This window comes from Photobacterium galatheae, assembly GCF_000695255.1.
Lineage (GTDB): Bacteria > Pseudomonadota > Gammaproteobacteria > Enterobacterales > Vibrionaceae > Photobacterium > Photobacterium galatheae.
Map to the genome: position 1 here is coordinate 39,574 of NZ_JMIB01000002.1, position 26,741 is coordinate 66,314.

The window sequence follows — 26,741 nt, forward strand, 5'->3', positions numbered from 1 at the left end:
AGCTTTCACGGTCATCAGGACTTTAAAGGCAAATAAATATCCGTGACGGCCTCATGCTCTGCAACATCAGGAAAAAAGCGAACACGTTCAAAGAATAACGGGAAATCTGCCAATGACTCTCCACTTTCAGGAAACCATCGGCCATACAGCGCCTGGACAACGCACACCAGACCGTCATCAGAACCAATATGTCTGACTCTGGCATAGCGCCCGGCCGGGATCGTTTTACTGACAATTCCGGCAGCGTCATCCGTCATTGATTGTTTGACTTCAACGGCTAAATCAAATCGGTATTCATCTGGCGATGTTGATTCCGGATCATCGTAAAGTAAGTTAAACGTCCGGCTGATATCAGGCCGCAGACCGACAGACTTTCGCCAGGCAATAAAACGCTGAATGCTTGCCCCGAGTGTGACAGGGTCACCTTTGTGTTCCAATACCGCGAGCTGAATCTCCGGCAATTCAACCATTTCAACTTGAGGAGATAATTCTGACATATTTTTTTTCCTGACCATCGAGAGTGACTGATGCAATGACTGCCAGTGTTCCCAGTTCGGATTTACCCGGAACGCCGTTGGACTCACACCAAATACCTGCCGGAAAGCACGAGAAAATGACTCCGCATTTTGATAGCCGGCGGCAAATGCAATGTCCGTGACACAGTGATCCTGCCGGTACAGTAGCTGGTAAGCAGCCTGTTTCAAGCGCCGTTGTCGAATGTACACATTAACGGGCATCCCCAGCATCGACGAGAACAGACGATGAAAATGAAACGGTGACAAGCAGGCAACCTTGCTTAACTGTGCCACGGTCAGCGATTGCTCCAGATTGCAGTCGATGGCATCCAGCACCCTGTTCAGCACGTCTTGATAATCAGTCATGATTTACTCCGGTTATTTCAGTCACCATCATACAAAAACGGACCATTCGATGCCTGACTCATCTTGCTTTATTGGTCGTGGCTTATCCTTGATATTCCGTATCTGCTGGTAAATCTTGGCTTGAGCGTACAGTCAACCTTCTTGTTCCATGGTATGTCGCGCATAAAATCTGTATCAACCTCAGTCTTTCCTGATGCGCGCCAGACACTCTTTGTGAGCACAAAGAGTGCCCAGAAATGCTTTTCTTTCTCTGGTGCTGGCCGGGCTGGTTGTAGGCGCTCCCTGCGCCGACAACCTAAAAATTCATCCATGAATTTTTCCCTGGCATTGTAAATGAATTGAGTTCTCGCGTGTGAATGAACAGTTCCGTTTTAAAGTAACCAGTCAGAACGAGTCATCTCAAGTAAACGAAACGGACAGATTGCATTCGAACTCATTTACTTATTTCAGGTGACTCACCTAACATCCATCAAAAAAGCCGGGATACTTTGGCTCCCGGCTTCATCTTCACACTGATCCGCGCTTTGACGCCATGCTCAAGTCACAGCGGTCAGCTTCTTGAACTCTGCTTTGTTCCAAAGATCATGGGTCATAATATCCACCAGCGCATCGACACAATCCCACAAATCGACATAACGAACATAGAGCGGCGTAAATCCAAATCGCAAAATATTTGGCGCTCGGAAGTCACCGATGATATTGCGGGCAATCAGGGCCTGCATGATGGCAAATCCCTGTTCATGGGTCAGAGAAACCTGACTCCCGCGCACTGCCGGATCTTTGGAAGAAACAATCCCGAAACCAAACTGGCCACACCGCAATTCAATCAGCTCCATAAACAACTGCCCCATTCGGAGCGATTTTTCGCGGATCAGATTCATGTCAGCAGCGGCCATGATGTCGATGCCGACTTCCAGCAAACTCGCGCCGACCACAGAGGTAGTGCCACACAAAGTTCTTTCAATGCCCTGTGCTGGCTCGTAATCGTCACGCATGGCAAATGGATTCGCGTGACCAAACCAGCCACTCAGTGGTTGCTCCAGATGGGCCAGATGACGTTTGGCGGCAAACAGGAAACCCGGCGCACCCGGCCCGCCGTTCAGATACTTGTAACCGCAACCCACCGCAAAATCGGCTCCGACCTGATTCAATGCCACTGGCACCGCGCCAGTACTGTGGCTGAGATCCCAGATGATCAACGCGCCTTTTTCATGGGCTCTGGCCGTGATTGCCGCCATATCGAACATTGCACCGCTTTTATAGTGCACATGCGTCAGCACCACCACGGCGGTCTCTTCATCAATCGCGTCCATGATGCAGTCGCGCGACTCTGTAACCAGGCGTACCTTGCCATCCATGAAACTTTCCAGCCCCTGCAGAATATATAAATCTGTCGGGAAGTTGCCGGGCTCAGACAAAATTTTGCTGCGACCGGCGTTCAGTTTGACCGCTGCGGCAGCCAGCTTAAACAGGTTCACCGATGTCGAATCGGCCACTATCACTTCACCCGGCTCAGCCCCAATCAGACCAGCGATCTTGTCGCCGACACGGCGAGGAATATGAATCCAGTCATAGGTGTTCCAGCTCCGGATCAAGCCTTGACCCCACTGTTCTTCCACCACTTCCCGGGCTTTTTCTTTGGCGGCTTTCGGCAAAACGCCCAGCGAGTTCCCGTTGAGATAAATATGGCCTGCCGGCAGATCAAACTGCTCGCGAAATTCTGCCAGTGGATCAACCTGATCCAGCGATTCAAAATAGGATCTGTCCAGTGTTTCCATGTTACTTCACTCCCTTAAATGATGTGCTTTACACCACACTGCGCAGCAGTGCACGAACCGGAGACGCATCCAGTGCGTCCAGTTTGAGTGGCGGCGCAATCAATTCGTAGTCTCCCGGGGGAACATCATCTAAAACCAGTCCTTCCAGAATCGCCATTCCATGGCGCCGGACCGCATGGTGCGCACGCATGGATTTAGACGTCTGCGGATCCAGTGACGGGCTATCAATGCCAATCAAGCATGCACCCCGTTCGGCCAGTAAGTCGATGGTCTCAGCAGCGACTGCCGTGAAATCAGCAACCCATTGCTCGTGTGGGAAGTGGGCGTAAGTTTTCAGAATGACGCGCTCAAGCTGATCCGGTAGCTGGCTGATGATGTCCTGCGGTTTCACCCATCCAATCGCCTGCGTCGCATCAATCACCACGCAGGGGCCGATGTAATATTCCAGGCTGACCGCGGCCATGGTTTTCCCTGTGGCATCATAATGAACCGGTGCATCCGCATGGGTGCCCGAATGGGTCGACAGGGTCAACTGACCAACATTCACCGGACACTCGGCACTCATTTCCCAGTGAAATTGCGAAGAAAACTCGGTATCTCCGGGCCAGACAGGCAAGCCTTTCCGCAACGTTTGCGAGATATCCCAAATCTTAATCATGCTTCGGCCCTTCAATTGACGTACGAACCGACCACAACTCAGGGAAAAACTGTAAATCCAGCGCTTTAGTGAGATATTTCACCCCGGACGTCCCGCCCGTCCCACGGCGATAGCCAATGATACGCTCCACCGTTTTCATGTGGCTGAAGCGCCATTTCTGGAAGTTGAATTCCATGTCCACCAGCTTTTCAGCCAGCTCGTACAAATCCCAGTATTCGTTGCTGTGGTTATAAATCTGAGCCCAGATACGCTCAACAGCTTCACAGGACTGATAAGGCTGCGAAAAGTCACGATGAAGATGAGAATCGGGCACGTCAAAACCGCGATCTTTCAGCAACTGCAGGGTGACATCGTAAATACTCGGCGCATGTAACACCGTTTTCAGGTGATCATAATATTTCGGATGAGCCCGATGCGCCTGAATCATGGCTTCGTTCTTGTTCCCCAGCAGAAATTCCAGCTCGCGGTACTGGTACGACTGAAACCCGGAACTCTGCCCCAGCTCATCGCGGAAGCTGGCATAATCGGCTGGCGTCATCGTCGCCAGTACTTCCCAGGCATTCAGCATCTGAGACTGAATCCGTGTGAGGCGACTCATCATCTTGAACGCCGGACGCAGCTTATCCTGACGAATGTTCTCAACCGCCGCATAGGCTTCGTGTAAACACAGTTTCATCCATAATTCTGAAACCTGATGGATGATGACAAACAGCATTTCATCATGTTGTTCTGTGACCGGGTGCTGGCAGGATAACAACGGCGCCAGGGCAAGATACTGGCCGTAGCTCATGTCCTGATCCCAATGCACTTTCTCATTGGCCAGATCCACTTTCAGCTTTGGCGCGTCCTGTGCCTTATCCACTTCACTCATAGCATATGTCCTTATTCTCAGAGGTCACTTAACCTTTCATTAACAAGTTTACGAAACGCTTTTTTACCTGTAAATTTCATAAAATATTTAAAATCCATTCATTTTTTTCATACTTTATGGCAACGAAGATCAGTACCCGTCACTTACAAATGGTGATGGCGGTGGCGAAAGCAGGCAGTGTGTCAGAAGCCGCCAGCGAAATCGGACTCACTCAGTCGGCGCTCAGCCATCGTATCCGCGAAGCAGAAAGGCTGCTGAATACCGAACTGTTTTACCGGCAACATAAAAAACTGATTCCAACAAGTGCCGGACAGCGGCTGCTGTTATCCGCATCCGTCGTACTCAGTGAACTGGAACGAGCTGAAAATGATATCGACAAGTTATCGGTCGGAATTGAACATGTCATTCGAGTTGGCAATGAAGTGTTCGGGGGATATCACTGGTTGCCCCCTTTTATTCAACAGTTTAGCGAAGCTTATCCGAGCTATGCCGTCGAAATTATTCCGGATGTGTCGCTCGACCCATTTACGGCGTTACGCAATGGCACAATCGATCTTGCGATTGTCTCAGGTACAGTGACCCAAACCGGATTTCGTGCATTCAAGCTGTTCCGGGACGAAATGGTCGCCGTCTTGCCCAGCGAACACCCGGATGTCGGGAAAGCCTGGCTCACCCCGCAAGATATCGCCGCAAACACTTACATCACCTACCATACGACGCCCGCACCGGGCCGTGAGTATGAACAGTTATTCAGCCCAAACCACCTGCTGCCGCCGAAAGTCATTCGTGCCGGCGTGACAGAAGCTGTCGTAGAATTTGTCAGAACGGGGACAGGCATTACCATCATGCCCAGTTGGATTGTGAAGCCTTATCTGAAGGGGGGCGGTTTAAAGACGGTGAAAGTGACCCAGCAGGGTCTTTACATCCATTGGCAAGCTCTGGTCCGAAAAGATGAACGTTCAGACTCACCTATTGTGACTTTTGCCAAAGCGCTGAAGAAAACTGATCTGCAAGCGTTGTAGTCTCTGGCAACACAAACGACAGTGACTGATAGCGCAGACCTGCAAGTTCAGCAGGCCTGCCATCTTTCTGAAACCCCAGCGATTCATAGAAAGAGACCGCATTCAGCGAGGCTCGCACCGTCAGCTCAGCATCACGGCAATGGGGCAACAACGATTGCAACAAACATCGGGCAATCCCCTGTCCCTGCCATTCAGGCAACACAAACAGCATCGACAAATGAGCGCCCTGTTTCAGCTCGGCCATACCGGTAATGACATCCTGCACTTCATCCACCAGCATCAGATTATCTTCCTGAAGACGAAGCAACAGGGCTTCTTTTGACGCAACCTTGAAAAAGGTCTGAACCCCTGCCGGGCGTAAGCTGGCTGCAACGGAAGCCATAAACGATGCTTTCACCAATGCCTCAACCTGTTCGACATCATCTGCTGTCATCCGTCTGACGGTCATCTGCTGGTTCCCCTTCAATTAAACTCAAGTGCTTATTTTGTTTCAGTATCCTGCGTTTCTGGAACAGCACCATTCAGCATTGGCAAAATCACCCGGCGATATTCTGCCAGCGCGATGTTATCTGCGGCAATGGTGGCCGGCGTGGTTTCATGTAACGACGTCCAGATCACCGCTTCTGCCTCTTGCGCCGTGATCTCTCCGGCCCATTCAGTCACCACGTAATAATGCAATCGCTGCAATTCCAGCGTTGGATGATACAACGTACACAATGGAAAATAGCGGACAGGCGTGACAGTCAGCTCTTCTTCAACTTCACGGAGTAAAGCCTGTTCCAGCGTTTCACCGGCTTCGACGTGCCCGCCGGGAATCGCCATTAACCCCGGATCAACCGCTTTGGTGAGCTTCCGTTTTTCCAGCAGTATCTCTTCACCGCGAATCAGCATAAAAGACACACAGTCATGAACATCTTGCATCATGGTTGCGTTCTGCCTCGTGTTGCCATCGGGTGATCCGGATTCAGTTGTAGCAAGTCCCACTGATTACCATATAAATCTTCAAACACAGCAACTGTGCCATATTCCTGCTCACTCGGCGGACGGACAAAACGGATGCCCTCAGCGACCATACGTTCATAGTCCCGCCAGAAATCATCTGTGTTCAGAAACAGGAACACACGACCACCGGTCTGGTTTCCGATATGTTCCTCTTGTGCCGGATCGGATGCCCGGGCCAACAACAAGGTCACACCATTGGAACCCGGGGGCGAAACCACGACCCAGCGCTTATTCTGTTCAGGTTGCTGCCCCTGCTGAAAGCTGTCCTCTATCAGCTCAAATTTCAGCTTATTCACATAAAAATCAATCGCTTCATCGTAGTCTTTCACCAACAATGCAACGTGAACAATGGCTTGTTTCATCCCTTCAACCTTCCGTTCTCCGGATAAAAAGTTCAGACATTCTGATTGTCTGAAGCATTAAAAGAATACATCCGAACTTCATCACGAGCGAACCAGCCCAGACGTTCATAAAAACGCTGCGCGGCGACATTCTCGCAGAATACAAAAAGATGCGTTTTCGCGATACCCACGGCTGCCAGTCCTTCCACAGCCTTCTCAATCAGCATTTGCCCGATGCCTTGCGAACGGTGCGATTCTGCGACAGCCAGATGTTGCAGATATCCCCTGCGTCCGTCAGTCCCTGCCAGCACAGTGCCGACAACCCTGCCATGTTGCTCTGCGACAAAACTGGTGCCCGGATTCCGGGCCAGATAAGCTGCAATACTTTCCGGTGAATCCGCATCCCGCAGCGATAACCCTTCCGATTCGGCCCAGATTTCCGTCACAGCCGGGTAATCATCCATCGTCATCTCACGAAGGCGAACCGTCTCTGATACCCAGGGTTGTATCACTTCCATACATCGGCCCATCCTTGTTTCTCTTCCATAGTTTCTTTTCTGTCGTTCATGCTTGTCCAGAGCGATACACAGAACCACCCACCCACAACCTTTCATCTTCCGCATGCAAATGAATCAGGTTGTCATAATCGGGGTAGCCCATATGAACCGCTTGGGGTGAATCCAGCAACATCCGACACCGCCATCGCATTTCCGCCCCGATCAGCACTTTGACCAAAAACCTGATAAATTTCCATCGGTTACTCTAAATAAGGTTCAATCACAGACAGGCAATGATTCACCGTGTCTTCTTTCTCGCCCACAGGGGCAACGTAATGCATCGCACTTTTTGCAAACGAAACACCCGCAGTTTTTGCAATCAGCCACATTGAAAGATACTGAGAAGCCAGACATCCCCCTGCGGTCGCAATCGACTGGCTGGCATGAGATTGTTGCTCAAGAATCTGAGGATAGCGATTTCACAGCATAGTCATTTACGCTTATCTATCGTCCTTGCGGTAGCACAACCTTCAGTTGAGGCCAGTGCTTGAGCCACTGTTTCTCTTCCACCCTTGTCTGAAATGTGGCCAACGGACGACGAGTATTGTGCGTCAGGTGCCCTGCAAACAAAGAAGCCAGACCAAAACCCGCGATAATTTCCAGATCACCGGCGACACAACGAGCCGCAACGGCCGTCTCACATTCAACCCAATGACGAATGGCATCCAGCGTGCTGGTATACGGCTGATCGCCATTTCGAGTGTGCATCAGCGCCTGATTGCGAACCTGCCAAACTACAAACGGATAATCACGGTTCAACTGTGCTTCAATTTGCCAGGCATTTTCCTGTGTCTGCTCAGACCGGTCGAAATAAACCACATCGACATCATTGAGCGGCGTCTGCTGGGTAAAGTCATGTAAGTGATCCCACACCAGATTACGAACAAACCCGGCACCGATATACCCTTGCGGCAAATTCAGCGATTCAACAACAGCGAGCACTGACATGCGCTGGGCATCCTGTCGCAGCCACTGCGACAGTCTGTCTGCCAGTTCAGCTTCCCGGTTCATCACCTGATTCATTTGTTCACAATTTCCGGCTGGACCTTCGGCTGACCATCGCGACTGAAAAACGGATTCGGGTGGCCTTTGCCCGTCAGCTTCCAGCCCAGAATTTTCAGCATGATCCGGATCATCATTGGCCAGACCCGATTGGTTCGCAGAATTTCTTCCGGTAAAACAGGATCGGCATGTTGCGGGTAAGCATGGGCACGAATCGGCCCCAGGTGCGCTTCGGTTCTGTCTTCAGGCACAATCGCGGTTTCAATCAGCCCAACAAAAGGGAATCCGGGTTTCAGGGTATTTGCAAGTGGCGTCTGGCAGCAGCCGGCATACCAGCGATAGAGTCCTTTAGGCGTCAGACGCAGACAGCGAATCTGTTCTGCCCCTTTTGTCCATTGCACGCTGGAAGGACTGACCTGAAAAATCGCGGTACCGCGATGGGCGGTTAAAATCCGTGCCGGCTGTAACTGTTCGGCAAATGCCTGACAATCTTTGCAATAACACACCACACGATTACCGGACGATGGTGCAGGCACCTGTGCCGTGCCCTGAACTTTGCCGCATTCACAAGCCAGATGTATTGTTGCCATACCGCGCTCTCCCTGATGGATGATTTCTGAATACACTATTGCGTTACGGGCAGATTCCCCTCAGCTCGCGTCGTACGCCTTTCAGAAGCGACTGCCAACTGTGCACGCAAATGTCTTGCATACTCTCTCAAACGTAACGCATTATTGGCAAACTTTTTGTTTCCGCAGGGAATACCTCGATAAGAAATTTCCGGACTGGAATAAATAGGCAGTATCTCATCAGCGTATGACATGATCGTTCCCTGACCACCGCATTGATAACCAAAAGCATAAAATTTGAATAAATGCTTTAAGTGCGACGGGATCGTTTCGATGACCTCATCCAGAGTCATTGCCGTCTGCGCTGAAAATGTGTCGATATCATGCCAAGCCGAAAACTCATATCGCATCCGCCGCACATGATGACAACAGCATAGGCACATCGCTTCAGGTTACTGAAGCGATTGCTTCAAAAACATATGCACCCATTCCTTCTGGGCTCGGCTTCTCAGTTTTCCATTGCATTAACCGGAAGTGATTGTTTTATCGCCTGATTTCTCCGGATATCCGCCAACACCCCATACAGACAAGGCACGACAAATAACACCAGAACACTGGCTGCCAGCAACCCAAAGGTAATACTGATCACCAAGGGGATCATCACCTGCGCTTGCAGGCTGGTCTCAAACAGTAGCGGCAGCATTCCCGCGATGGTCGTCGTTGACGTCAGCAACATTGCCCTGAGCCGTTCCTCACTGGCTTTTCTTGCGGCGTCGTGCAGCGTCAGTCCCTCACCAGCATTGGCTTTCACGAATTCAACCAGCAGGATGGCATTATTCACTACAATCCCGGCCAGCGACACAAACCCCACCAGACTGGGCATCGTCAGTGGATAACCCATCAACAGATGGCCGCCGATCACTCCGACCAGGGACAGTGGAATTGCCAGCATCACAATCAGCGGTTCGGCATAGCTCCTGAACTGGATACTCAGCAATATGAAAATTCCGACCAGTCCGGCCAGAAAACCGGAACGCAACGACATCTGAGTCACCTTGCTGTTTTGAATCTCGCCTTCCGCCGTCATGATGATGCCGGGAAAGCGGGTTCGCAGTGTGGGCAGAAATCTCTCGAAAGTATCTGCCACGACCGCTTGGGCATTGGTGTGCTGTGTATGAATCGCGCCGAACACAGTCACAGTCTGCTGACCATTGATTCGGTTGATACGTGAATCATCCCGCTCAAAATGAATGTCTGCGATGCTGGCTAGTGGAATCCGTGTTCCGGTGACCGGGTGAATGATGGGGAGATATTCCAGCGTTTCCAGACTGCTCGCTTTCCGGGTATCCAGTTGAACGTTGATTTCAACTTCTTCCAGACCCCGGTAGATCTGATCCACCGCTTTGCCATAAAACGCCTGACGCAACTGGCTGGCGACTTGCGCTGTCTTCACTCCGGCTGCCAGTGCTTCAGGTTTCAGTGTCAGACGCAATTCTGGCCGTCCGGCCCGTAAATCATCAAAGACGTTATAAACGCCGTCATAGCCCTGAAGCCACTGCTGTAAGGCAAATGAAGCTTCAGACAAAGTGGCGGCATCACGCCCCTGCAAACGCAGTTCGATGGCTCTGCCTGCCGGACCAATCGCAGGTTCGGTGAAAATGACTTTCGACACCTGAGGCAAAGACGGTAAGGCGGCCATCCAGGCTGCTGTCAGAGTATCCACATCGGTTTTGCGCTGCTCTGCGGTGAGCAGATCGACACTGATCGTCGCCAGATGTGCGCCGGATTCGAAAGCATCCACATTTTTGCTGAAACTCACCGTGACTGCCTGTACCAAAGGCGAAATTTCCTGCTGATTCAAAGGCTCAATGGCCTGATTCAGCGCGCTGAGCACGGTGTCGACGGCAGATTCGGTCTCTTCCAGTCGCGAACCGGCAGGTAAGATCAGCCTGGCTTCCAGCACATCGCCATCCATTTCCGGCAGCGCCTGAAACCTCAAATGGCCGCTGGCCAGCATCGCAACAGACAAAATAAATAATGCGACACCGCCGCCAATCACGGCATAGCGGTACTCCATCGCCTTATGCACAGCTTCGCCTGTCGCACGCTGTAAACGACTAAATCCGCGATCAACTGCTTGTCTGAACCGATTGTCTGTCTGTGGCTTTTCATGTGCCAGCGTATGATGTAGATGACTGGGTAAAATCAGAAATGCCTCAATCAGACTGACCGTAATTACAATCAGCAACACCGACGGAACCACCCGCAGGATTTGTCCGATATCGCCCTCAATCGACAGCAGTGCCCCGAAAATCAGCACCGTTGTCAAAAAAGAAGACAGAACACCCCGGGCAACCATAGAGACACCATCGGTCACCGCAGACAGCGGCGGTTTCCCCTGCCGGGACTGCGCAGCAATACTCTCGGCAATCACAATGGCATCATCCATGAGAATTCCCAATGCCAGCAGCAGGGCGACGATACTCATCATGTTCAGGGTGATTCCCAGTGCGGATAAAAAGAAAAAGCTCGCCAGAAAACTCACCGGCAACCCGGCGACGACCCAGAGGGTATAACGCAGATTGAAAAACAGCAGCAGGCTGAAGAACACGAGCACAAGCCCCTGCCAGGCGTTATCGATCAGCATGGTCAGGCGATCGACCACAATTGAAGTGTTGTCTTTGGTGAGCGTTAACTGCACGCTGTCCGGCAATTGTTCTCGTTCACTGGCGATGAAAGCCTCCACTTCGGCCAGGACATTCAGGCTGTCAACCTTGGTATTTTTTGAGATATTCAGCAAAGCCACCGGTTTACCGTGAAACAGCGCATAGTCTTCCGGATGACTGAAGGTTTCTTCAATCGTTGCGATATCCCCGAGCTGAACCTGGCTACCGGTTCGTCCACTGAGAATTTGCAAGCGGGATAAACCATCCACCGTTACACGTTGATCGTCCACACTGAGATCATAAGTTTGATGACGGGTATCCAGTTCCCCCAGCGGTAAACTGAGATTCTGGGAGGCAATCGCCGAACTGATCGATTCCAGTGACAATCCGTAAAAGCGTAATTGCTCCGGATCCAGCGACACACGTAATTGCCGGGTTGAAAAACCTTCAATCCGAACCAGCGGAATACCCGGTTGCCTCAGCATCTTTTCTTTCAGTTGCTCAGCCAGTGCTTTGAGTTCAGTGCGGGTGAGCAGATCGGCTGTCACAGCGACGGTGACGACCGGACTCGTCCGTCCCATTTCTTCAATGACAGGGGTTTCGGCTTCGTCCGGGAAACTATCGATACTATCCACCGCAGAGCGGATATCATCCTGAAATGTGGTGAAATTCTCACCTTCTACCATCGTCAGCGTCATCACGGCCAGACTGTTTCGGGCTTCGCACTGCACTTCGTCCATCCCAACAATGGCTTCGGTGGCTTCCTCTAATGGACGGCAGATACCATTTTCCACTTCACGTGGACTCGCACCGGGATAAGGCACCGTGACGCGAACCGTATCCGTCGCAATTTTCGGAAAAGTTTCCCTGTGCAGGGTCGGCAAATAATACAGTCCGGCCAGAATGAACAGCGCCATCAGCAGGTTCGCCGCGGTCGGATGGCCCGCAAAAAAACGGATCATGGCCTGCCCTCCCCGTCTGCTTTCACTAACGCTGTTGACGATAAAGACAGCCGTTGCTGCAAGGCCACGTCCTGTTGCAGGGTAAGCGGCATCCCGAATATCGCAGGCGTCAGATCACTGGTGATCACCGGGGTGCCAGCCGGAATCACATCCGAACTGAACAGCACCAGATCCTGCATCGTCAGACTGGCTGTTGCAGGCAAACGGCTCAGTCTGGAATCTTTATCTGCAATCAGCAAATATCCCTGATGCACTGCATGACGCGGAATCACCACCGCTCGAACTTCCGTCCCAATCAAGCTGGCAACCACGGGCATCCCCGACAGCAAAGGCGGCCGACTGCCAGGGGTCAGCCCCTGATAAGGCTGATCAATCGCCAGCCGAATTCCCAGCGTATGCGACTGGGGGTCCAGAGATTCTCCCAAACTGACAATCTTCCCGCGCCAGGATGAATCAGAAAAGCCCGGCACCTGAATCTCAGCCTCAAGTCCAAGTTTCACTATCAAGGGTTCAAACAAGCGGGCATCCGTGAGATCCATCAATTGTGTTCTGTCGCCAACAAGGGTTTGAAAAAAAGGTTTCAGTTTGGCAACAGGAAACTGCACGGTCACTTCCATCCGGTCAATCCCGCTGGCTTCAAATAACATTTGTCCGGCCTGCATGAACTGCGCCTGCTCCGCCTGTACTGCGGTGATCCGTCCTGTGAAAGGCATCACCACACGGGTTCGGGCCAGATTGCGCTGTGCCTGCTTCACTTGTGTCTCGGCAACCGCCTGCCGTGCAATCAGCACATCGCGTTTGGCGGGCAGGACAGCCAGCTCGTTCTCCAGCAAGGCTTGTTCCTGCTGAAGCTGAATGAGTTTCTGCCGCTCGCCGTCGACCTGAGAAGCCGACTGCGCCCCGCGCTGATTCAGGGTTCGTTTTCTGTCCAGCTCACGTTTGGCGACAGTGATTGTGTCCTGAATCAGTGCTTTACGGCGCTTCAGCGTTTTCTCCGTTTGCGCCAGCTCAGCCAGATTGGCCCGGGCAATCGCCAGTTCAGCTTCAGTCTGATTCAACGCGAGCTGATAATCGGCCGGATCCAGTTCGACCAGCACTTCGCCCTGATTAACCAGACTTCCCTGCTTCAGCAGGGGCGAGACCTGACTGACGGTGCCAGACACTTCTGCAATGGCTTTGACTTTCACGGCCGGCTCAATAAAACCATGTCCTGTCAGACGGGGACGAATCAGCACTGACTTTGATTCAATGTAAGACACCGCAATCGGCGTGACCTCAACCGGCTGATGTTTTACCGGAGAGCGGGTTTTCACGAGCATCACCAGCACAATCACTGCGCAGCCGATGAACAACGGAGCTGCGACTTTCATTTTCAGCAAGTGACGTATTTTTTGAGGGTTCATTAGATTTTCCCTTCGCCGGGTGTTTGTTGGCCGAGTCCCTGAGTCAGTAACAACGTTAAATGTTGTTTCCAGGCATCCGAACGCAGCACCTGACGGTCAACACCCAGAACCCCTTGAATCAAAGGTTCAGCAATCATGGGAAATGCCATCAGGCTAACCATGGAAGCTGTGGCAAAATGAGGATTCATATCTGCCCGTAAAATGCCTTTTTGCTGCAAGACTGAAAACATCGTCAACAATGCGTGGCCGATACGAACAGGGAACGTTTTCACAAAATGCTCTCTCAGCCGCCCTTCACTGGCCAGCACTTCGTCTTTGACCAGGTGAATCAACCACGGCTCTTCCGTCATGATGTCTGAGACGGTCTCGACCAGCATTGCAAGCACCCGATCCGGCTGTGTTTCAAGTAAAACTGCTACCTGCTGAAGTCGGCGCTGCCGCATATCACCGGTGCGATCCAGCAACGCAAGAAATAGCCCTTCTTTGTTACCGAAGTAGTAACTGATCATTGCCGATTGTGTCCCGGCTTCTGCTGCCAGTTCACGTATGGTGATGGATTTGTAGGACTTTTTATCCAGCAAACGTTCAGCTGCATCAAGCAATGCCGCCGTCATCTGCGCCTGTTTTTCCGGATTTTGCGGTCTTCCTCTTGACATGATCTTCCTCTGGAGCTGTGCGCCAATTCATTAATCAAGTGATTAACTAAAAGATAAAAGGGATCGGCGAATTTTGCAACGCATAAAATTTGTACAGAGATCAAAAATTCAGGCAGAGAAACAAACCAAACTCACCCCGCTTCAGAAACGGGTTCAGTGAAGCAGAGTTGCCGTCATGCAGGTTCTGTCGAATAAAACTTATTCCTGTTTTGCATAATAAGATAACGAGTCTATTTTTAGACTGGCTGACAATTGAAGTTGGCTTTTATTTAAAATAATGACAATAAAGGTGAGAAAAATGAACAAAACAATGGATTTGGCTTTTTATCGTGAAAAAAATTTTGGTGGTACACCTGAATACTATTCCCTAGGAGACGATGTGACGTTTCACAATGGTGATAACTTCAATGATAAATATCTGTCCTTAAAAGTCATCAATCCGGTGAAAGTAAACTGTTATCAGCATTCTGATGGTTCCGGTATTTTTCACAGCTATACATTAGGCGACTATGCAAGCATTGAAGAAATGGGCGGACTTTCGAAGTTCCAGATCATTGAAATAGATACACATTTCGCAATCAGCATGCGTTTGATTGATGAAACCGGAGGCGAGCCTCGCCAATTCATGATGACCTTCAATGCACACAATATCGGCGATGCGCAAATCTGGTCTGGTGATCAAGAATATAGTTTATTACCCGTCACTGAAAATGATGACTTGGTGACTTGTGCCATTTATATTCGGGATATGACAACCGGAGAATATATTGCCAACGGCTCTATGTATTTCCAATATAATACAAACAATGGCATTGTTGAGATCGTGACACCGCCAGAAACCTTCCCGCCAAATCTGACCGTGAAACGTATTGACAATACGAAATTCGATTTCACACTGACAAGCCGGTAAAACCTGATTTCATGTGCCTCAATCATTTATCTGTTGAGGCACAATGATTCTGACTTTTATCCTGCCACCGAATGACTTTCCACTGATTTCCTTAATCTTGATTTCCTGAACTCTGGTTAGCCAATGCCGTTAATATGGCAACTGCTTGGTCTGCCTTGCCAGCCGGTACAAAAATATGATCATGGTAATAAGCAGCAATCACATTCGCGCTGATGCCATGTTCGGCCAACACAGTCGAGACAGCAGCAGTCAACCCAACAGCTTCCAGGCTGGAATGCACCGTTAAGGTGATACAGCGAAAAGTCGTCTCGATGGTGACGCCGATTGTCTCTGCGGCCGACTGTGTCACAACAAGTGTCAGCCCTTCCCGCTCCCGGAAAGTTGCAATGGGTGATAAAGCCAGATAGTCAGCCATATCCCCTTCGACACAACAAAATACATATGCTTCCGGCTGCAACTGTGGCGACATTGAACGAAGCAGTTCCTGTAAATCCGTCATACCTGACATACTGACCCCCGATATTTCCTTATCTTTATTTCTATTTCACGGTTGAAGTTGTTTGTACATCACAAAAGTATCTACGTCACCCAAAGTACGGTGCCGGTATGCGCCGGGAATAGTACCTACAATTTGGTAGCCAAGTTTCTGCCATAACGCAACTGCGGCTTCATTGGTCGATACAACCGAATTAAACTGCATCGCACGAAACCCCAGCGTAATCGCCATTTGTTGCGAATGCTCACACATCGCTTTAGCTACCCCTCTCCCTCGCGCTTCAGGTGTCACCATATAACCACAATTACACACATGATCACCCGGCCCCTTCGCATTCGCTTTCAGATAATAGGAGCCCAAAACAATGCCATCCTCTTCACAGACAAAAGTTCTTAACGGCTGCTCGCACCACAATGCATATGCTTGCGACTCATTCATCTGTGGATCAAACGCATAAGTTTCCCGGGCCTGAATAATGGCAAGAAATGATGGCCAGAATTGATGAAAATCTGATGCGGTTATTTCTCTGATCAACATGCTTTTTCCTTCTTTGTCTTACCGAGAATAATCCGGTGAATCACTGACAGTGAAATCATATCAGCCCTGGCCCCCTGATGATCAGCCATTTCACGATTCATCTCTTTCAACACTTGGATACTGAGCCGATGCCTGCTCATGGTAAATATCAGCCAGATAGCCTGCCAGCTCCTCCTCACGCAATTCAGGCGGAATGACCACATCATACACCCGGGCTCTCAGCGAAGTTTCGGACTCCATAAAAAGCAGCCATTCGCTATCTTTACGTTGAACCGACATCAGATGGCCAAATACCTTAAATTTGATGAACATGATGGATATGCTCCCTATTGATTCATTCATTGCCATCTTAGCTCGTATGATACTGCGCTTCCCCATAGAGCCAGAATTTGTTTACTGATATGCACAGATGCATTTAAAGTCAGGTCGTACAACGATTGAGTGAGTGCTATCTGCTTGAAACCAAAAGGAATGGAATGAAGAGGAAGGAAACTAATGAAGTGTAAGTGAAAAAATTCGGGGCTTTTCAGCCCCGCACTCAAGGAACCATAGTTCAGTTTCTTATTATAATTCCGACGGCTGGTGACTCGATGTCACCATGCCATTAACTTAAGCGTATTCAAACGATCACAAAATGGCGAAAAATAAACGCAAAAAAACGTCAAAATTTCGTCATGATCACGAATGAATCACAGGGCTTTTGTTCAAATGGGCGTAAACAGCACGAAGAGTGAACGAAACAGGGGCATTGTCTGAAGGAGAAACCACCTGATATGTCGAATCGTTGTACTACACCAAAACCCGTGAAAGCCATCATGGCTTTCGATACAGCCATAAACAATTTCAAGACGTTAGCATTGATTTATGACAGTACGAATACGTATGGACAACCTCTGAAAGCACATCGCAATTTACTTTGAAACTGCATTCAGCTTGTTGTACCACGGCCTGTTGACTCACTGATTCGCCTTCAATACTGCGATCTCTTTCAACAGGAAACAAAAGGATACATTTTCTCATATCTGTTGGCAATTATTCTCTTCTGTCATATCACCACCACGCCATATCCAAATAACAAGGTACTTCTCTTAACTCAACCCCCACGACGGGAAAATATGGTCAATGAAACACAAGATAATCATTAGAATACGAATATTTATCGATTATTCATGCTACTGCTCAATGACTATCCCACCGAAAATAAGTGACAAGAGTCACACAAAAATTGGCTAAAATCGCAAATAGAACTGTATTAACTTAGGGTAAACCTATCTGAGCGACAATATATTGACAACCCAATAAGTTAGATATCTAACCAATATTAATCGGAATCAGTTTGAATTTATTGATTCACAGTTTTGAACCATATACAGGAAGTTAGTCATGATTGAAGAATGGATTAACACTTTCGTGGGTTTTGTCTGGGGCAAACCCATGTTAGTGCTTTTGGTCGGCGGTGGAATTTTTTTCACCCTTTACGGTAAGTTCACCCCTTTTCGTTATATAAAACACAGCCTTCAGTTACTCACCGGGCAATTTGATGACAACTCCGGCAGCGGCGATTTATCTCACCGTAAAGCTTTGGCTGCAGCGCTATCCGGCACATTAGGGCTGGGCAATATTGCTGGTGTTGCCCTGGCTCTGAGTGCAGGTGGTCCCGGTGCAATATTCTGGATGTGGCTAACTGCCCTGCTGGGCGTATCTACTAAGTTTTATACCTGCACCCTCGGCGTGATGTACCGTCAGAAAGACTCACGTGGCCAGGTACATGGTGGACCGATGTATACCGTACAGGAAGGTCTGGGTCATAATTTTAAATGGCTGGCTATTCTTTTTGCTATATCCGGATTAATGGGATTCGTACCATCCTTTCAAATTAACCAGTTATCTGCCGTTATTCAGACTCAGTTGTTTCCGGATGTCAGCTGGCTTGAAAGTCAGACATTTTCCTGGGCGTTGGGTATTGTCCTTGCTGTATTTGTTGGCTGTGTGATCTGGGGTGGTTTAAAGCGTGTTGCGGATGTCGCCAGTGCCTTAGTCCCATTCATGGCAGGTAGTTATTTTGTAATGGCGGTTTTGGCGCTTTTACTGAACGCCGATAAAGTCCCGGTGGTTTTTGCTTCAATCTTTCAGAGTGCATTCGCGCCGGAAGCTGCTTTAGGTGGTGTGCTGAGTGTGATCATCATCGGAGTCAGCCGTGGTGCTTTCTCAAATGAGGCTGGGATCGGTACAGAGGTCATGGCACATAGTGCAGCAAAAACGGATGAGGCTGTTCGTGAAGGGCTGGTCGCCAGCCTCGGCCCTATCATAGATACCTTAATCATCTGCAGTTGTACTGCGCTGGTCATCCTGGTCACAGGTGTGCTGGAACAAAGTGAGGGGATGCAGGGCGTCAGCCTGACAATGGCGGCATTCAAAGCAGCATTTGGCTCAGCCGGTACCTGGCTACTGGCAGCACAAGTCCTGATCCTGTCGTTTACTACGGTTTTCACCTTCTGGTATTACGGTTATAAATGTTTCGTATACCTGTTTGGTGAGAAAGCAGGCGAATACTACAAGTATCTTTATTTGGTTCTTGTTGTTCTGGGTGCCGTTCTGTCTGTAGACGTCGTTTTTCTGTTCCTGATTGGTACCTATGGTTTAATGGCGATTCCAACCATGGTCTCGGGTATTCTGCTTGCACCAAAAGTGAATCAGGAAGTGAAGCGATACTTTGGAGAGGAGAAACATCGGCTGTCCGCTGACACAGCAACTCAACAGACAGACTGAATCAAACAGCCCCTTCTGATGTTTCCGATGGGGCTGCTCTTGATTTCCCGGGGTGCATTACGGCCATTCGTTGCAATTATCCCCGGCAATGGGGAGAAGCAACGACACTTCTACACGCCTCCCAAGCCATTTCGAAATAAGAGCTAAGACTCAAAGCGACTCCTGAACGACCTTGACTTTCGCTTTGAACCACCGCCCCCCCAGCACACATACGGCCAGACCAAGAAATATCAATCCGGCTCCCAGAATTTCTGATTCTGCCATTCGCTCCCCAAGTACCAGGGCCGCGGTGATCATGCCAACCACAGGAATCAGCAATGCAAAAGGCGTCACTGTGGCAGCAGGATAGCTTTTAAGTAAATACCCCCACAAAGCAAACGCCAAAAGTGTTGAGATATAACTGACATAAGATAACGCCAGCCAGGTTTCAATCGTTGAACTCATAAACAGTGAAATGGGATCGGTTGTCTCAGTCAGATAAGAAATGATCAGCAAGGGAGTCGGAGGAATCAGGCTAACCCAGACCATAAAATGCAGCAGGTTCACCCCCTGCATTCGTTTCATGATGCTATTAGAAATTGCCCAACAGAATGCAGCGGCGAGGATCATCATGAGGCCCAAGGCCGTGATATTTTCGCCACTCTCTATAAAAAAGAAGCCGAATCCAATACTTGCAATCAAAATCCCTACCGCATGATGTTTACCAATCGCTTCTTTATAGAGCAGAACACTCAGGCCAATCGTAAAAAACACCTGTGCCTGTAACACCAGCGAAGATAATCCAGCCGAAGCATCTGCTTTCATGGCTATAAACAGCAGTCCAAACTTCAAAACACCAAGAAAAATCCCGACCCCCAGCACGTTGAATACAGACGTTTTCGGGAATGGGACAAAGAAAACGGCCGGAATCGCTACCACAGCGAAGCGTAGTGCTGAGAACAAAATTGGCGGTAACGTTTCAAAGCCGATTTTAATCGCTGAGAAATTCACGCCCCAGATCAGCACAACGAACAGCGCGACAGCAATATCTTTAGACTTCATGCATCCATCCCTTGATTGAACGGCTTTATGAACAACAGCATCAGGCTTTATGAACTACAAACTCACCCTTTCCGACGGGTAACAAACAGGATGTCAATGTGTCTTTATTGCTTAAATATGCCATAAAGTCCTCCAATTCATGACGGTGAGAAATGGCGTTATCACACACCAGCACCCCACCAGAAGACAGTTTGCTCAAAAGCACATCGATATACGATAAATACGCAGTACGATCGGCATCCAGGAAAATAAAATCAAATATCTGTTGGCTGTCCCGAATGAAGTCCTCAGCGTCAGCCTGCACCTGCACGATTCGATCCTGAAGTTCTGCACGAACAAAATTTTCTGCTGCCATTTCCGCTTTATCTGAAAGCTTCTCCACCGTCACAACTTTTCCCGATTCCGGAATCGCAGAGGCCAGCCAGAGTGTTGAATAGCCATTTGAAGTGCCAATTTCCAAAATCTGTTCAGCCTTGGCAGACTTCACCAGTACCGCCAGAAACTCCCCCGTATCACGGGTGATATTGAGCAGTTTTTTCGATTTTTCGTTTTCAGTTGCATCGTGCTGAACACCCAGCGCTTCTAGCTCTTGAAGTAGTTCTTCTAACGGCATAATTCCTCCTGAAAGCTCAACCCTGACGAGGGTGACCTGATAAAGCGACCCCGATATGAATGAAAGACCATATCAGGTGAATGCATTCAGAGCAATGCAGAGCAATCGTATGAGAGATAAGTGCACGCGGCGAATTGGCTGCACCAATTCAGTCGAAATGATCCGGAGAGGTTCAACACTAACGGAATCGTTCGTATCAATGATATGGCATCATTGTATTGACTTGAACAGTTAAAAACCTTCACTCGAAGCCAGCTTCAGCATCACAAGGCAAAAGACAAGAGAGCTTGAACATAAACCGCCATTGAACCTCCTCACATAGAACCGCAAAGCGTTAGCCAATTAACATTGAAAAACAATGTGTTATGAGAAAATCACAGCAGAAATCACAGCCCTTCAAGTTTTCAGCAGGTAGCGCCTGCTGAAGTAAAAAACTGAAAAATATATCTCACAATAACAAATTTATATCTATTAACCTCAATCAATATCATTATATAAATTCAAAAAGATGAAATCATATTATATTTATCACTATTATAATCAAAACTCCCAGTTGATTACGGGCATTCATTGATTATCATGTAAATAACATGTTTAATAATAACGACCATTACAGCTTTAGATCTCATTTCCAAATGATTAAAGTTAAACATATTGATTCAGCTCATTGATTAATTGAATATCAGGCCTCTGAAACACAACTGCATCAACATTCATTTTTGGAGATCATCCCAATGACAACCACCGAACTATTTATAGCATGGTTTGCTGTAATGTTCCCGCTTGTAATCAGCCCAGGCCCCGCAAATATCGTATTTGCAATATCTGGCGCAAAATCAGGATTAAAACGCTCTCTACCTTTGGTTGCTGGGATTGACCTGATTTTTCTCGTCTATTCAATCATCATCGGATTTGGCTTTGGGTTAACATTACAAAAATACCCACAATACTTCCAAATCATTCAACTTGCAGGTGCAACTTATTTAATTTATTTATCATATAAATTCATCAAACCGACACAAAAAAAAGATACAGATAAAAAGGATGAGAGTCAGAAAACTTTTTTCAGCTTCTGGGATGGCATTGTCATTCAACTGCTAAACCCGAAAGGTTTAGTCATGCTCGTACTGATGTTTTCTCTGTTTACGACACCAGAATCGTCCATGCATACAACCTTATCTTTGATCGTTTGGTTGTGTATTTTAAATGTGTCTGCACACATTCTTTGGGTCATTTTCGGTTCTCATATTTTATCCAGATGGAGCAGTGGCAGAAGTGAGAAACTTCAGTCTTTTTTCTACGCTTTCAGTCTGATTTCGGTTGCTGTCTGGATCATATTCGATGCTATCAATAAATAGGGAGAATCAAGTGAGCATTATAAAAGTTGCAATTGTGGGAATGGGCTCAAGAGGCCTCACATTACTGAGCAGATTTATCTCTGCTTCTCTTGAGGACCAGTCCATCAATCTAGAAATCACGGTCTTCGATCATAAAACAATCGGTGTCGGTGAACATGATATCACTCAACCCGATCACCTGCTGCTCAATACTGTTGCAGGTCAGTTAACGATGTTTCCGGAGTTGGACAGCGAGATCTATGGCACCCGGCTTCAAGGCCATAGTTTTCTCGAATGGTGCCACCGGAACGACATTCGAATTGATTTAAACAGCCACCAGAATCAAACTCAAGGTCAGCCAGTCTCAAAAGGCGACTTTCTCCCAAGAAGACTTTTGGGAAGTTACTTGCATGACTCATATCAACAAATGATTCAGCAAGTTCCAGATAACTTAAAACTCACGGTTATTCATGAAGCAGTCGTGGATATCGAAGTATTCAACGACCGCTATCTTGTGATCACAGAAAATGAACAGATAGAGACTGATGCGGTTTGTTTAACGCTTGGCCATACGGGTAGCCAAAAAATCAATCACAATATTGGGTACAGAGACAGAGACGCTTTAAAATCAATTCAAGCAAATGAAACAGTTCTGGTAAACGGTCTTGGCTTAACCGCAATGGACTTAATCGCAGAGTTGACCTTAGGTAAAGGCGGAAAAATTATTCGTGAAAACCGAGGTTCTTCTGTTATCTATCAACCTTCTGGTCATGAACCCAATATTATCGTCACTTCGAACAATGGCATCCCCTTTCGAGTCAGACCTGAAATTCGACAAGATGACTCTCCGAATGAAAGCTATTTTTTGAAAGATAGAATTAGCCAGCTCAAAGAAAGTCATCAAGACATTGATTTCTATCGTGACATTTTCCCTTATCTCAAACTCGAGATGAGAGTTTCTTATGTCATGTGCCAAATGTCATCTTCAGACAAGATATCGTTCAAACAAACGCTCAACACTTTACATGAAAAAAATTATCTTGAGATCAACAGTTTGATTGAGTCCATTGAAAGTGATTTTGAGCCTCTGAACTTTAATGATGTATTTACACAAAAACCGGAACATTGCCAAACACAAGATGAGTACCAGGCATGGTTCTGTCATTTCATTGAGCAAGATTTAGAACAAGCCTGGCAAGGTTTCAATGTCAGCCCTCTGAAAACAGCCATTGAAACCTTGAGAGATCTACGGGATTTAATTCGTAACGTCGTGAACTTCAACGGCTTGAGTCAAGAATCAGAGAAAGAGTTTTATACCCGATTCTACCCATTGTGTAACAAATTAGTGGGTGGCCCACAACGAGAGCGACATGAAGATATTCTTGCGCTTATCAACCATGGTGTTGTCAAGGTCACGCAATCGAACCATTATCAAGATAATGTTTTAACAACAGCATTTGGCCAAACCATTCACATTGATCATGTGATAGATGCCTATGTCAGTCAGAGTGGTCTTGAATCTTCAAGCTCGCCTTTGCTTCAGAATCTGAATCGAAAAGGTTTAGTGACTGCGAGAAATATAGGCAATAGTATGAGTCCAGTTCAAGTCAATCATCAATATAAAGTCACAACTTCAAATGGAGAAAAAATTCATAGGCTTTGGTGTATCGGTCCGAATATAGAGGGTGTCACTTTTTATAATCATTATGTTCCAACAGTAGGGAAATTAAACAGACCATTTTCCGAAGCAGATATGGTCGTAAAGAGCATTCTCTCAGAATTGTCTAATATTTAACGGTCATTATGTGAGGAAACATGATCATTAACAATCCCATGGAGTTGGTTTTTGACGATCTATATTTAGAGAATAAAACCATTATCGATGATTCAAAACTATTTATTAAGCTTGAAGGCCACAATATTGGTGGTTCTATCAAAATTAAGCCTGCAATTAAAATGATTGAGAAATTTGAAATGCAAGGTTTAATCAATGAAAACACTGAATTTATTGAAAGCTCATCTGGAAACCTGGGCGTCGCATTAAGTATCGTTTGCGCAATCAAGGGCTACAAGTTTAATTGTGTTGTTGACCCGAACATACAACCAACCACAGAGAACCTCATCAAATCATACGGGACTCATTTGATTAAAGTCACTGAAAAAGATTCGAATGGTGGTTACCTGAGTTCCAGAATCAACCTGATCAAAAGTATTTGCAGGGACAAACCAAATTATATCTGGGTGAATCAATACGAAAACATTGATAATGTTGAAGCGCATTATCAGCTCACAGCTAAGAGCATCTACAACAACATCAAAGATGTGGATTATATTTTCGTTGGTTCTGGCACGACAGGAACGCTGGGTGGCATCAGTCGATTTTTTAAACAAAAGAAACCGAATGTAAAAATCATTGCTGTCGATTCAATTGGATCTGTCACATTTGGTTTTCCATCTGGCTCCAGAAAAATACCGGGGTTGGGCACAAGTCTTGAACCGCCCATTGCGAAATTCTCATTGTTTGATGAAATCATACATGTACCAGAAGTCGATACGATCCGTATGTGTAATAACATGGCAAAACAAGGCCTTCTTTTCGGTGGTTCAACTGGCACCATTCTCAGTGGTGTCGAGAAATATAAAGATTTCATCCCAAAAAACAGCACTGTTGTTGCCTTATCGCCGGACTATGGTGAGCGGTATCTGGACACCATCTATAGCAACAATTGGGTTTCGAAACATTATCAATAAGGAGTTCCCATGAATTTACCAACATTTAAAGTGATTGACTCAGCAACCATCGGAAACTGGTTATCGGATAACAGTCAGAAGATCCTTGATATCGTCGCAAATAGCTATCTCGATTTCTCTAATGGTGATACCACCTGCCCTGACAGCTATTTCTTAAGATTTCCAGACAACAAGAATAACCGCATCATCGCCATGCCGGTGTCAATCAATACTGGCGAGAAATATTCAGGAATCAAATGGATTGCCAGCTACCCTGAGAATGTCAATCAAGGATTGGACAGAGCGTCCGCTGTTTTTATTCTCAATTGTGGTGAGACAGGATACCCGCTTGCCTGTTTAGAGGGGTCTCAAATTTCGTCATACCGGACAGCAGCTTCTGCAATTTTAGGCGCTAAATTTCTTCACAAAACGCCGGGCGTTATCGAGCAATTAACCATTGTGGGTACTGGTTTAATTGCGCACTCAACCGTCAAACTGTTTACTGAATTAGGCTGGCAGATCAAGTCGCTGAATCTTGTTGATCTCAATACTGACAGAGCAAAATTATTCTCAAACAAGGTCGATATCGAAAACATCACCATCAACACCGACATCAACAGTGGAAAAGGTTCTGATATGTGGCTGTTCACAACATCAGCGACTGTGCCTTATGTAGAAGACTTTTCCTTATTTGAGAACAACCCAACTATTTTACACATGTCTTTAAGAGATTTGTCGACGAATATTGTGTTCAATAGCCAGAACTGTACTGACAACATTGACCATGCTTTAAAAGCAAATACTTCTTTACATCTCGCAGAACAAGAATCTGGAAATCGGGATTTCATTCAGCATGATATCGTGGATATGATGAATGGTTCTGCAAGTCCTGACTTTTCAAAACCCAGAATCCATGCGCCTTTCGGGATGGGAATTCTGGATTTAAACGTGGCCAAAAATATATACCTCGATACGGATGACTGTGTACAGATTGAAAACTTCTGTCCAACCCCTTATGTCCTTTAATTTCTGGATGTGCGAAATCAAAATCAGCTGAATCATCAATCGGGCAGCGTATCATCTGAACATTGACATTCGATCAGATAACCCGGTTAAGTGACGCCCATCAGTCTGTAATTGTCAACACTTTACTTCAGACTCGTAGATACCGATCAAGGCTCAGACAGTTGGCAGACTGACTGAGCCTTGCGCTTTCAATGTTCACGCTTGATCTTCTCTGATGAATAGAAATTTCATCGCAATCGCTGAAATTTCAGAGAATAACCGGATAAAAAAAGGCTGCACAAGGCAGCCAAGCATCACAACTCATTGGGCTTATCAGCCCATTCTTATACCGTTCAACATCTATCTGCACTGGCAGATGAATGTATCAGAGAGATCTAACGACCAGATGAGTGATTTAATTAAATTTAGTGCTGAAATAAATTGATTTAATTTATCTTTTTACACGGTGTCACGGACTTTTCCTGATAACCACACATCACCGGATAAGTGTTCGCATGACGGATATCCGGCGCTTCAGTCAGTACATGTGACTTATAATGTCGCCATGTATATTCAGCCATTCGAACACAATAGTCCGGAGTCGAATCGGCATGACATAACGCTCTGGCCCGAAACAAAGCTGTCATTTCGACCCTGCACTGATGAACCTGTGTCTCCCCCTGATACAACTGCGTACATAACAGCAATTGATCGTCTTTCGCAGAGACAGACGCTGCCCCGACTTCGCGGATAATATCCCGCCAATAAATTTTGGATGATGCGCAAGCACTGAGAAAGCAACAAAGCTGCAAAACCAGTAACCACCGAACCCACATGACCATTCCTTCCTTTCGCTTTAACCCTTTAAAAAAGCGACCGTTAAGGAAAGGTTCATAAATGCTGAACGCCGTAAAAAAGCCATGCTTCCTGCATGG

At 47.4% G+C, this 26,741-nt stretch carries 29 protein-coding genes; 7 read left to right on the forward strand and 22 right to left on the reverse strand.

All coding sequences use genetic code 11. The features are described from left to right. Positions 1-14 precede the first annotated feature (14 nt). The 5 genes from EA58_RS00595 to kynA all read right to left on the reverse strand — a co-directional run bounded on the left by EA58_RS00595 (position 15) and on the right by kynA (position 4,188). Positions 15-881 carry an AraC family transcriptional regulator gene (locus tag EA58_RS00595; protein ID WP_036747685.1) on the reverse strand — a complete coding sequence of 289 codons (867 nt, stop codon included), beginning with the start codon at positions 879-881 and terminating at the stop codon, positions 15-17. A 68-nt stretch (positions 882-949) separates the two neighbouring features. Next, positions 950-1,192, reverse strand: coding sequence for a hypothetical protein (locus EA58_RS00600; RefSeq protein WP_036747687.1), 243 nt, complete (start codon positions 1,190-1,192; stop codon positions 950-952). 225 nt (positions 1,193-1,417) lie between these two features. Beyond that, entirely contained in the window at positions 1,418-2,659 is a 1,242-nt protein-coding gene (gene kynU / locus EA58_RS00605) for a kynureninase (protein WP_036747690.1), read from the reverse strand. 28 nt (positions 2,660-2,687) lie between these two features. Continuing rightward, complete coding sequence (kynB, locus tag EA58_RS00610) at positions 2,688-3,317, reverse strand: arylformamidase (RefSeq protein ID WP_036747692.1); 630 nt, start codon at positions 3,315-3,317, stop codon at positions 2,688-2,690. Then, positions 3,310-4,188, reverse strand: coding sequence for a tryptophan 2,3-dioxygenase (kynA, locus tag EA58_RS00615; RefSeq protein WP_036747695.1), 879 nt, complete (start codon positions 4,186-4,188; stop codon positions 3,310-3,312). The genes kynB and kynA overlap by 8 nt, the downstream gene beginning before the upstream one ends. Before the next feature lie 116 nt (positions 4,189-4,304). On the opposite strand from kynA, the gene EA58_RS00620 reads away from it, so the two are divergent. Further along, a complete protein-coding gene (locus EA58_RS00620) occupies positions 4,305-5,210 on the forward strand; it encodes a LysR family transcriptional regulator (protein ID WP_200872137.1) in 906 nt (301 codons plus the stop codon). On the opposite strand, the gene EA58_RS00625 is transcribed toward EA58_RS00620, so the two are convergent. From EA58_RS00625 to EA58_RS00670, 11 genes are all read right to left on the reverse strand, one after another. Further along, positions 5,158-5,658: a GNAT family N-acetyltransferase gene (locus EA58_RS00625; protein WP_051641808.1), complete on the reverse strand. Its 501-nt coding sequence runs from the start codon at positions 5,656-5,658 to the stop codon at positions 5,158-5,160. The two genes, EA58_RS00620 and EA58_RS00625, sit on opposite strands and share 53 nt — an antisense overlap. A 32-nt stretch (positions 5,659-5,690) precedes the next feature. Further along, the gene (locus tag EA58_RS00630; protein WP_051641809.1) at positions 5,691-6,131 is read right to left on the reverse strand and encodes an NUDIX domain-containing protein; all 441 of its coding nucleotides are present in this window, start codon (positions 6,129-6,131) and stop codon (positions 5,691-5,693) included. After that, positions 6,131-6,574 carry a VOC family protein gene (locus EA58_RS00635; protein ID WP_036747697.1) on the reverse strand — a complete coding sequence of 148 codons (444 nt, stop codon included), beginning with the start codon at positions 6,572-6,574 and terminating at the stop codon, positions 6,131-6,133. The genes EA58_RS00630 and EA58_RS00635 overlap by 1 nt, the downstream gene beginning before the upstream one ends. A gap of 32 nt (positions 6,575-6,606) precedes the next feature. Continuing rightward, positions 6,607-7,023: a GNAT family N-acetyltransferase gene (locus EA58_RS00640; protein WP_036747904.1), complete on the reverse strand. Its 417-nt coding sequence runs from the start codon at positions 7,021-7,023 to the stop codon at positions 6,607-6,609. 287 nt (positions 7,024-7,310) lie between these two features. Then, entirely contained in the window at positions 7,311-7,439 is a 129-nt protein-coding gene (locus EA58_RS22105) for a hypothetical protein (RefSeq protein ID WP_268748937.1), read from the reverse strand. 115 nt (positions 7,440-7,554) lie between these two features. Beyond that, a complete protein-coding gene (locus EA58_RS00645; RefSeq protein WP_235199515.1) occupies positions 7,555-8,133 on the reverse strand; it encodes a nucleotidyltransferase family protein in 579 nt (192 codons plus the stop codon). Further along, positions 8,130-8,702, reverse strand: coding sequence for a DUF6151 family protein (locus EA58_RS00650; RefSeq protein WP_036747699.1), 573 nt, complete (start codon positions 8,700-8,702; stop codon positions 8,130-8,132). Before EA58_RS00650 ends, EA58_RS00645 begins: the two co-directional genes overlap by 4 nt. 35 nt (positions 8,703-8,737) lie before the next feature. Further along, entirely contained in the window at positions 8,738-9,091 is a 354-nt protein-coding gene (locus EA58_RS00655; RefSeq protein WP_051641810.1) for a hypothetical protein, read from the reverse strand. A 98-nt stretch (positions 9,092-9,189) separates the two neighbouring features. Beyond that, entirely contained in the window at positions 9,190-12,309 is a 3,120-nt protein-coding gene (locus tag EA58_RS00660; protein ID WP_036747701.1) for an efflux RND transporter permease subunit, read from the reverse strand. After that, complete coding sequence (locus EA58_RS00665; RefSeq protein WP_036747703.1) at positions 12,306-13,712, reverse strand: efflux RND transporter periplasmic adaptor subunit; 1,407 nt, start codon at positions 13,710-13,712, stop codon at positions 12,306-12,308. Before EA58_RS00665 ends, EA58_RS00660 begins: the two co-directional genes overlap by 4 nt. Continuing rightward, positions 13,712-14,368 carry a TetR/AcrR family transcriptional regulator gene (locus EA58_RS00670; RefSeq protein WP_051641811.1) on the reverse strand — a complete coding sequence of 219 codons (657 nt, stop codon included), beginning with the start codon at positions 14,366-14,368 and terminating at the stop codon, positions 13,712-13,714. Before EA58_RS00670 ends, EA58_RS00665 begins: the two co-directional genes overlap by 1 nt. A 298-nt stretch (positions 14,369-14,666) precedes the next feature. Between EA58_RS00670 and EA58_RS00675 the strand changes: the two genes are divergently transcribed. Further along, positions 14,667-15,278: a beta/gamma crystallin domain-containing protein gene (locus EA58_RS00675; RefSeq protein ID WP_161781005.1), complete on the forward strand. Its 612-nt coding sequence runs from the start codon at positions 14,667-14,669 to the stop codon at positions 15,276-15,278. A 91-nt stretch (positions 15,279-15,369) separates the two neighbouring features. On the opposite strand, the gene EA58_RS00680 is transcribed toward EA58_RS00675, so the two are convergent. The 3 genes from EA58_RS00680 to EA58_RS00690 form a co-directional block, all read right to left on the reverse strand. Next, positions 15,370-15,786, reverse strand: coding sequence for an ACT domain-containing protein (locus EA58_RS00680; RefSeq protein ID WP_036747708.1), 417 nt, complete (start codon positions 15,784-15,786; stop codon positions 15,370-15,372). A gap of 36 nt (positions 15,787-15,822) precedes the next feature. Next, positions 15,823-16,308, reverse strand: a complete 486-nt coding sequence (locus EA58_RS00685) for a GNAT family N-acetyltransferase (protein ID WP_036747914.1) — start codon at positions 16,306-16,308, stop codon at positions 15,823-15,825. 93 nt (positions 16,309-16,401) lie between these two features. Then, entirely contained in the window at positions 16,402-16,623 is a 222-nt protein-coding gene (locus EA58_RS00690; protein ID WP_036747710.1) for a DUF7661 family protein, read from the reverse strand. A 1,071-nt stretch (positions 16,624-17,694) separates the two neighbouring features. On the opposite strand from EA58_RS00690, the gene EA58_RS00695 reads away from it, so the two are divergent. Next, on the forward strand, positions 17,695-19,080 hold the full coding sequence (locus tag EA58_RS00695) for an alanine/glycine:cation symporter family protein (protein ID WP_051641812.1): 1,386 nt from the start codon (positions 17,695-17,697) through the stop codon (positions 19,078-19,080). A gap of 150 nt (positions 19,081-19,230) precedes the next feature. Here the strand turns inward: EA58_RS00695 and EA58_RS00700 are convergent, their stop codons facing one another. Further along, complete coding sequence (locus tag EA58_RS00700; protein ID WP_036747713.1) at positions 19,231-20,121, reverse strand: EamA family transporter; 891 nt, start codon at positions 20,119-20,121, stop codon at positions 19,231-19,233. A 40-nt stretch (positions 20,122-20,161) separates the two neighbouring features. After that, positions 20,162-20,734, reverse strand: coding sequence for an O-methyltransferase (locus EA58_RS00705; RefSeq protein ID WP_036747714.1), 573 nt, complete (start codon positions 20,732-20,734; stop codon positions 20,162-20,164). A gap of 734 nt (positions 20,735-21,468) precedes the next feature. Here EA58_RS00705 and EA58_RS00710 point away from each other — a divergent pair. The 4 genes from EA58_RS00710 to sbnB are packed head-to-tail and all read left to right on the forward strand — an operon-like array spanning position 21,469 to position 25,827. Continuing rightward, positions 21,469-22,092, forward strand: a complete 624-nt coding sequence (locus tag EA58_RS00710; protein ID WP_036747716.1) for a LysE family translocator — start codon at positions 21,469-21,471, stop codon at positions 22,090-22,092. Between the two features lie 10 nt (positions 22,093-22,102). Continuing rightward, a complete protein-coding gene (locus tag EA58_RS00715; protein WP_161781006.1) occupies positions 22,103-23,866 on the forward strand; it encodes an FAD/NAD(P)-binding protein in 1,764 nt (587 codons plus the stop codon). 20 nt (positions 23,867-23,886) lie between these two features. Next, positions 23,887-24,822 (forward strand): 2,3-diaminopropionate biosynthesis protein SbnA, encoded by a 936-nt coding sequence (gene sbnA / locus EA58_RS00720; protein WP_036747720.1) that lies wholly within the window; start codon positions 23,887-23,889, stop codon positions 24,820-24,822. Between the two features lie 9 nt (positions 24,823-24,831). Then, on the forward strand, positions 24,832-25,827 hold the full coding sequence (gene sbnB, locus EA58_RS00725) for a 2,3-diaminopropionate biosynthesis protein SbnB (protein WP_036747723.1): 996 nt from the start codon (positions 24,832-24,834) through the stop codon (positions 25,825-25,827). A 425-nt stretch (positions 25,828-26,252) separates the two neighbouring features. Here the strand turns inward: sbnB and EA58_RS00730 are convergent, their stop codons facing one another. Then, positions 26,253-26,642, reverse strand: a complete 390-nt coding sequence (locus tag EA58_RS00730) for a hypothetical protein (protein WP_036747726.1) — start codon at positions 26,640-26,642, stop codon at positions 26,253-26,255. Between the last annotated feature and the right edge of the window lie 99 nt (positions 26,643-26,741).

Bases quoted from the DNA above. Each gene is read 5' to 3' on its own strand.
- EA58_RS00595 (WP_036747685.1), bottom strand. From the start codon at position 881: ATGACTGATTATCAAGACGTGCTGAACAGGGTGCTGGATGCCATCGAC.
- EA58_RS00600 (WP_036747687.1), bottom strand. From the start codon at position 1,192: ATGGATGAATTTTTAGGTTGTCGGCGCAGGGAGCGCCTACAACCAGCC.
- kynU (WP_036747690.1), bottom strand. From the start codon at position 2,659: ATGGAAACACTGGACAGATCCTATTTTGAATCGCTGGATCAGGTTGAT.
- kynB (WP_036747692.1), bottom strand. From the start codon at position 3,317: ATGATTAAGATTTGGGATATCTCGCAAACGTTGCGGAAAGGCTTGCCT.
- kynA (WP_036747695.1), bottom strand. From the start codon at position 4,188: ATGAGTGAAGTGGATAAGGCACAGGACGCGCCAAAGCTGAAAGTGGAT.
- EA58_RS00620 (WP_200872137.1), top strand. From the start codon at position 4,305: ATGGCAACGAAGATCAGTACCCGTCACTTACAAATGGTGATGGCGGTG.
- EA58_RS00625 (WP_051641808.1), bottom strand. From the start codon at position 5,658: ATGACCGTCAGACGGATGACAGCAGATGATGTCGAACAGGTTGAGGCA.
- EA58_RS00630 (WP_051641809.1), bottom strand. From the start codon at position 6,131: ATGCAAGATGTTCATGACTGTGTGTCTTTTATGCTGATTCGCGGTGAA.
- EA58_RS00635 (WP_036747697.1), bottom strand. From the start codon at position 6,574: ATGAAACAAGCCATTGTTCACGTTGCATTGTTGGTGAAAGACTACGAT.
- EA58_RS00640 (WP_036747904.1), bottom strand. From the start codon at position 7,023: ATGACGATGGATGATTACCCGGCTGTGACGGAAATCTGGGCCGAATCG.
- EA58_RS22105 (WP_268748937.1), bottom strand. From the start codon at position 7,439: ATGTGGCTGATTGCAAAAACTGCGGGTGTTTCGTTTGCAAAAAGTGCG.
- EA58_RS00645 (WP_235199515.1), bottom strand. From the start codon at position 8,133: ATGAATCAGGTGATGAACCGGGAAGCTGAACTGGCAGACAGACTGTCG.
- EA58_RS00650 (WP_036747699.1), bottom strand. From the start codon at position 8,702: ATGGCAACAATACATCTGGCTTGTGAATGCGGCAAAGTTCAGGGCACG.
- EA58_RS00655 (WP_051641810.1), bottom strand. From the start codon at position 9,091: ATGCGATATGAGTTTTCGGCTTGGCATGATATCGACACATTTTCAGCG.
- EA58_RS00660 (WP_036747701.1), bottom strand. From the start codon at position 12,309: ATGATCCGTTTTTTTGCGGGCCATCCGACCGCGGCGAACCTGCTGATG.
- EA58_RS00665 (WP_036747703.1), bottom strand. From the start codon at position 13,712: ATGAACCCTCAAAAAATACGTCACTTGCTGAAAATGAAAGTCGCAGCT.
- EA58_RS00670 (WP_051641811.1), bottom strand. From the start codon at position 14,368: ATGTCAAGAGGAAGACCGCAAAATCCGGAAAAACAGGCGCAGATGACG.
- EA58_RS00675 (WP_161781005.1), top strand. From the start codon at position 14,667: ATGAACAAAACAATGGATTTGGCTTTTTATCGTGAAAAAAATTTTGGT.
- EA58_RS00680 (WP_036747708.1), bottom strand. From the start codon at position 15,786: ATGTCAGGTATGACGGATTTACAGGAACTGCTTCGTTCAATGTCGCCA.
- EA58_RS00690 (WP_036747710.1), bottom strand. From the start codon at position 16,623: ATGTTCATCAAATTTAAGGTATTTGGCCATCTGATGTCGGTTCAACGT.
- EA58_RS00695 (WP_051641812.1), top strand. From the start codon at position 17,695: ATGATTGAAGAATGGATTAACACTTTCGTGGGTTTTGTCTGGGGCAAA.
- EA58_RS00700 (WP_036747713.1), bottom strand. From the start codon at position 20,121: ATGAAGTCTAAAGATATTGCTGTCGCGCTGTTCGTTGTGCTGATCTGG.
- EA58_RS00705 (WP_036747714.1), bottom strand. From the start codon at position 20,734: ATGCCGTTAGAAGAACTACTTCAAGAGCTAGAAGCGCTGGGTGTTCAG.
- EA58_RS00710 (WP_036747716.1), top strand. From the start codon at position 21,469: ATGACAACCACCGAACTATTTATAGCATGGTTTGCTGTAATGTTCCCG.
- sbnA (WP_036747720.1), top strand. From the start codon at position 23,887: ATGATCATTAACAATCCCATGGAGTTGGTTTTTGACGATCTATATTTA.
- sbnB (WP_036747723.1), top strand. From the start codon at position 24,832: ATGAATTTACCAACATTTAAAGTGATTGACTCAGCAACCATCGGAAAC.
- EA58_RS00730 (WP_036747726.1), bottom strand. From the start codon at position 26,642: ATGTGGGTTCGGTGGTTACTGGTTTTGCAGCTTTGTTGCTTTCTCAGT.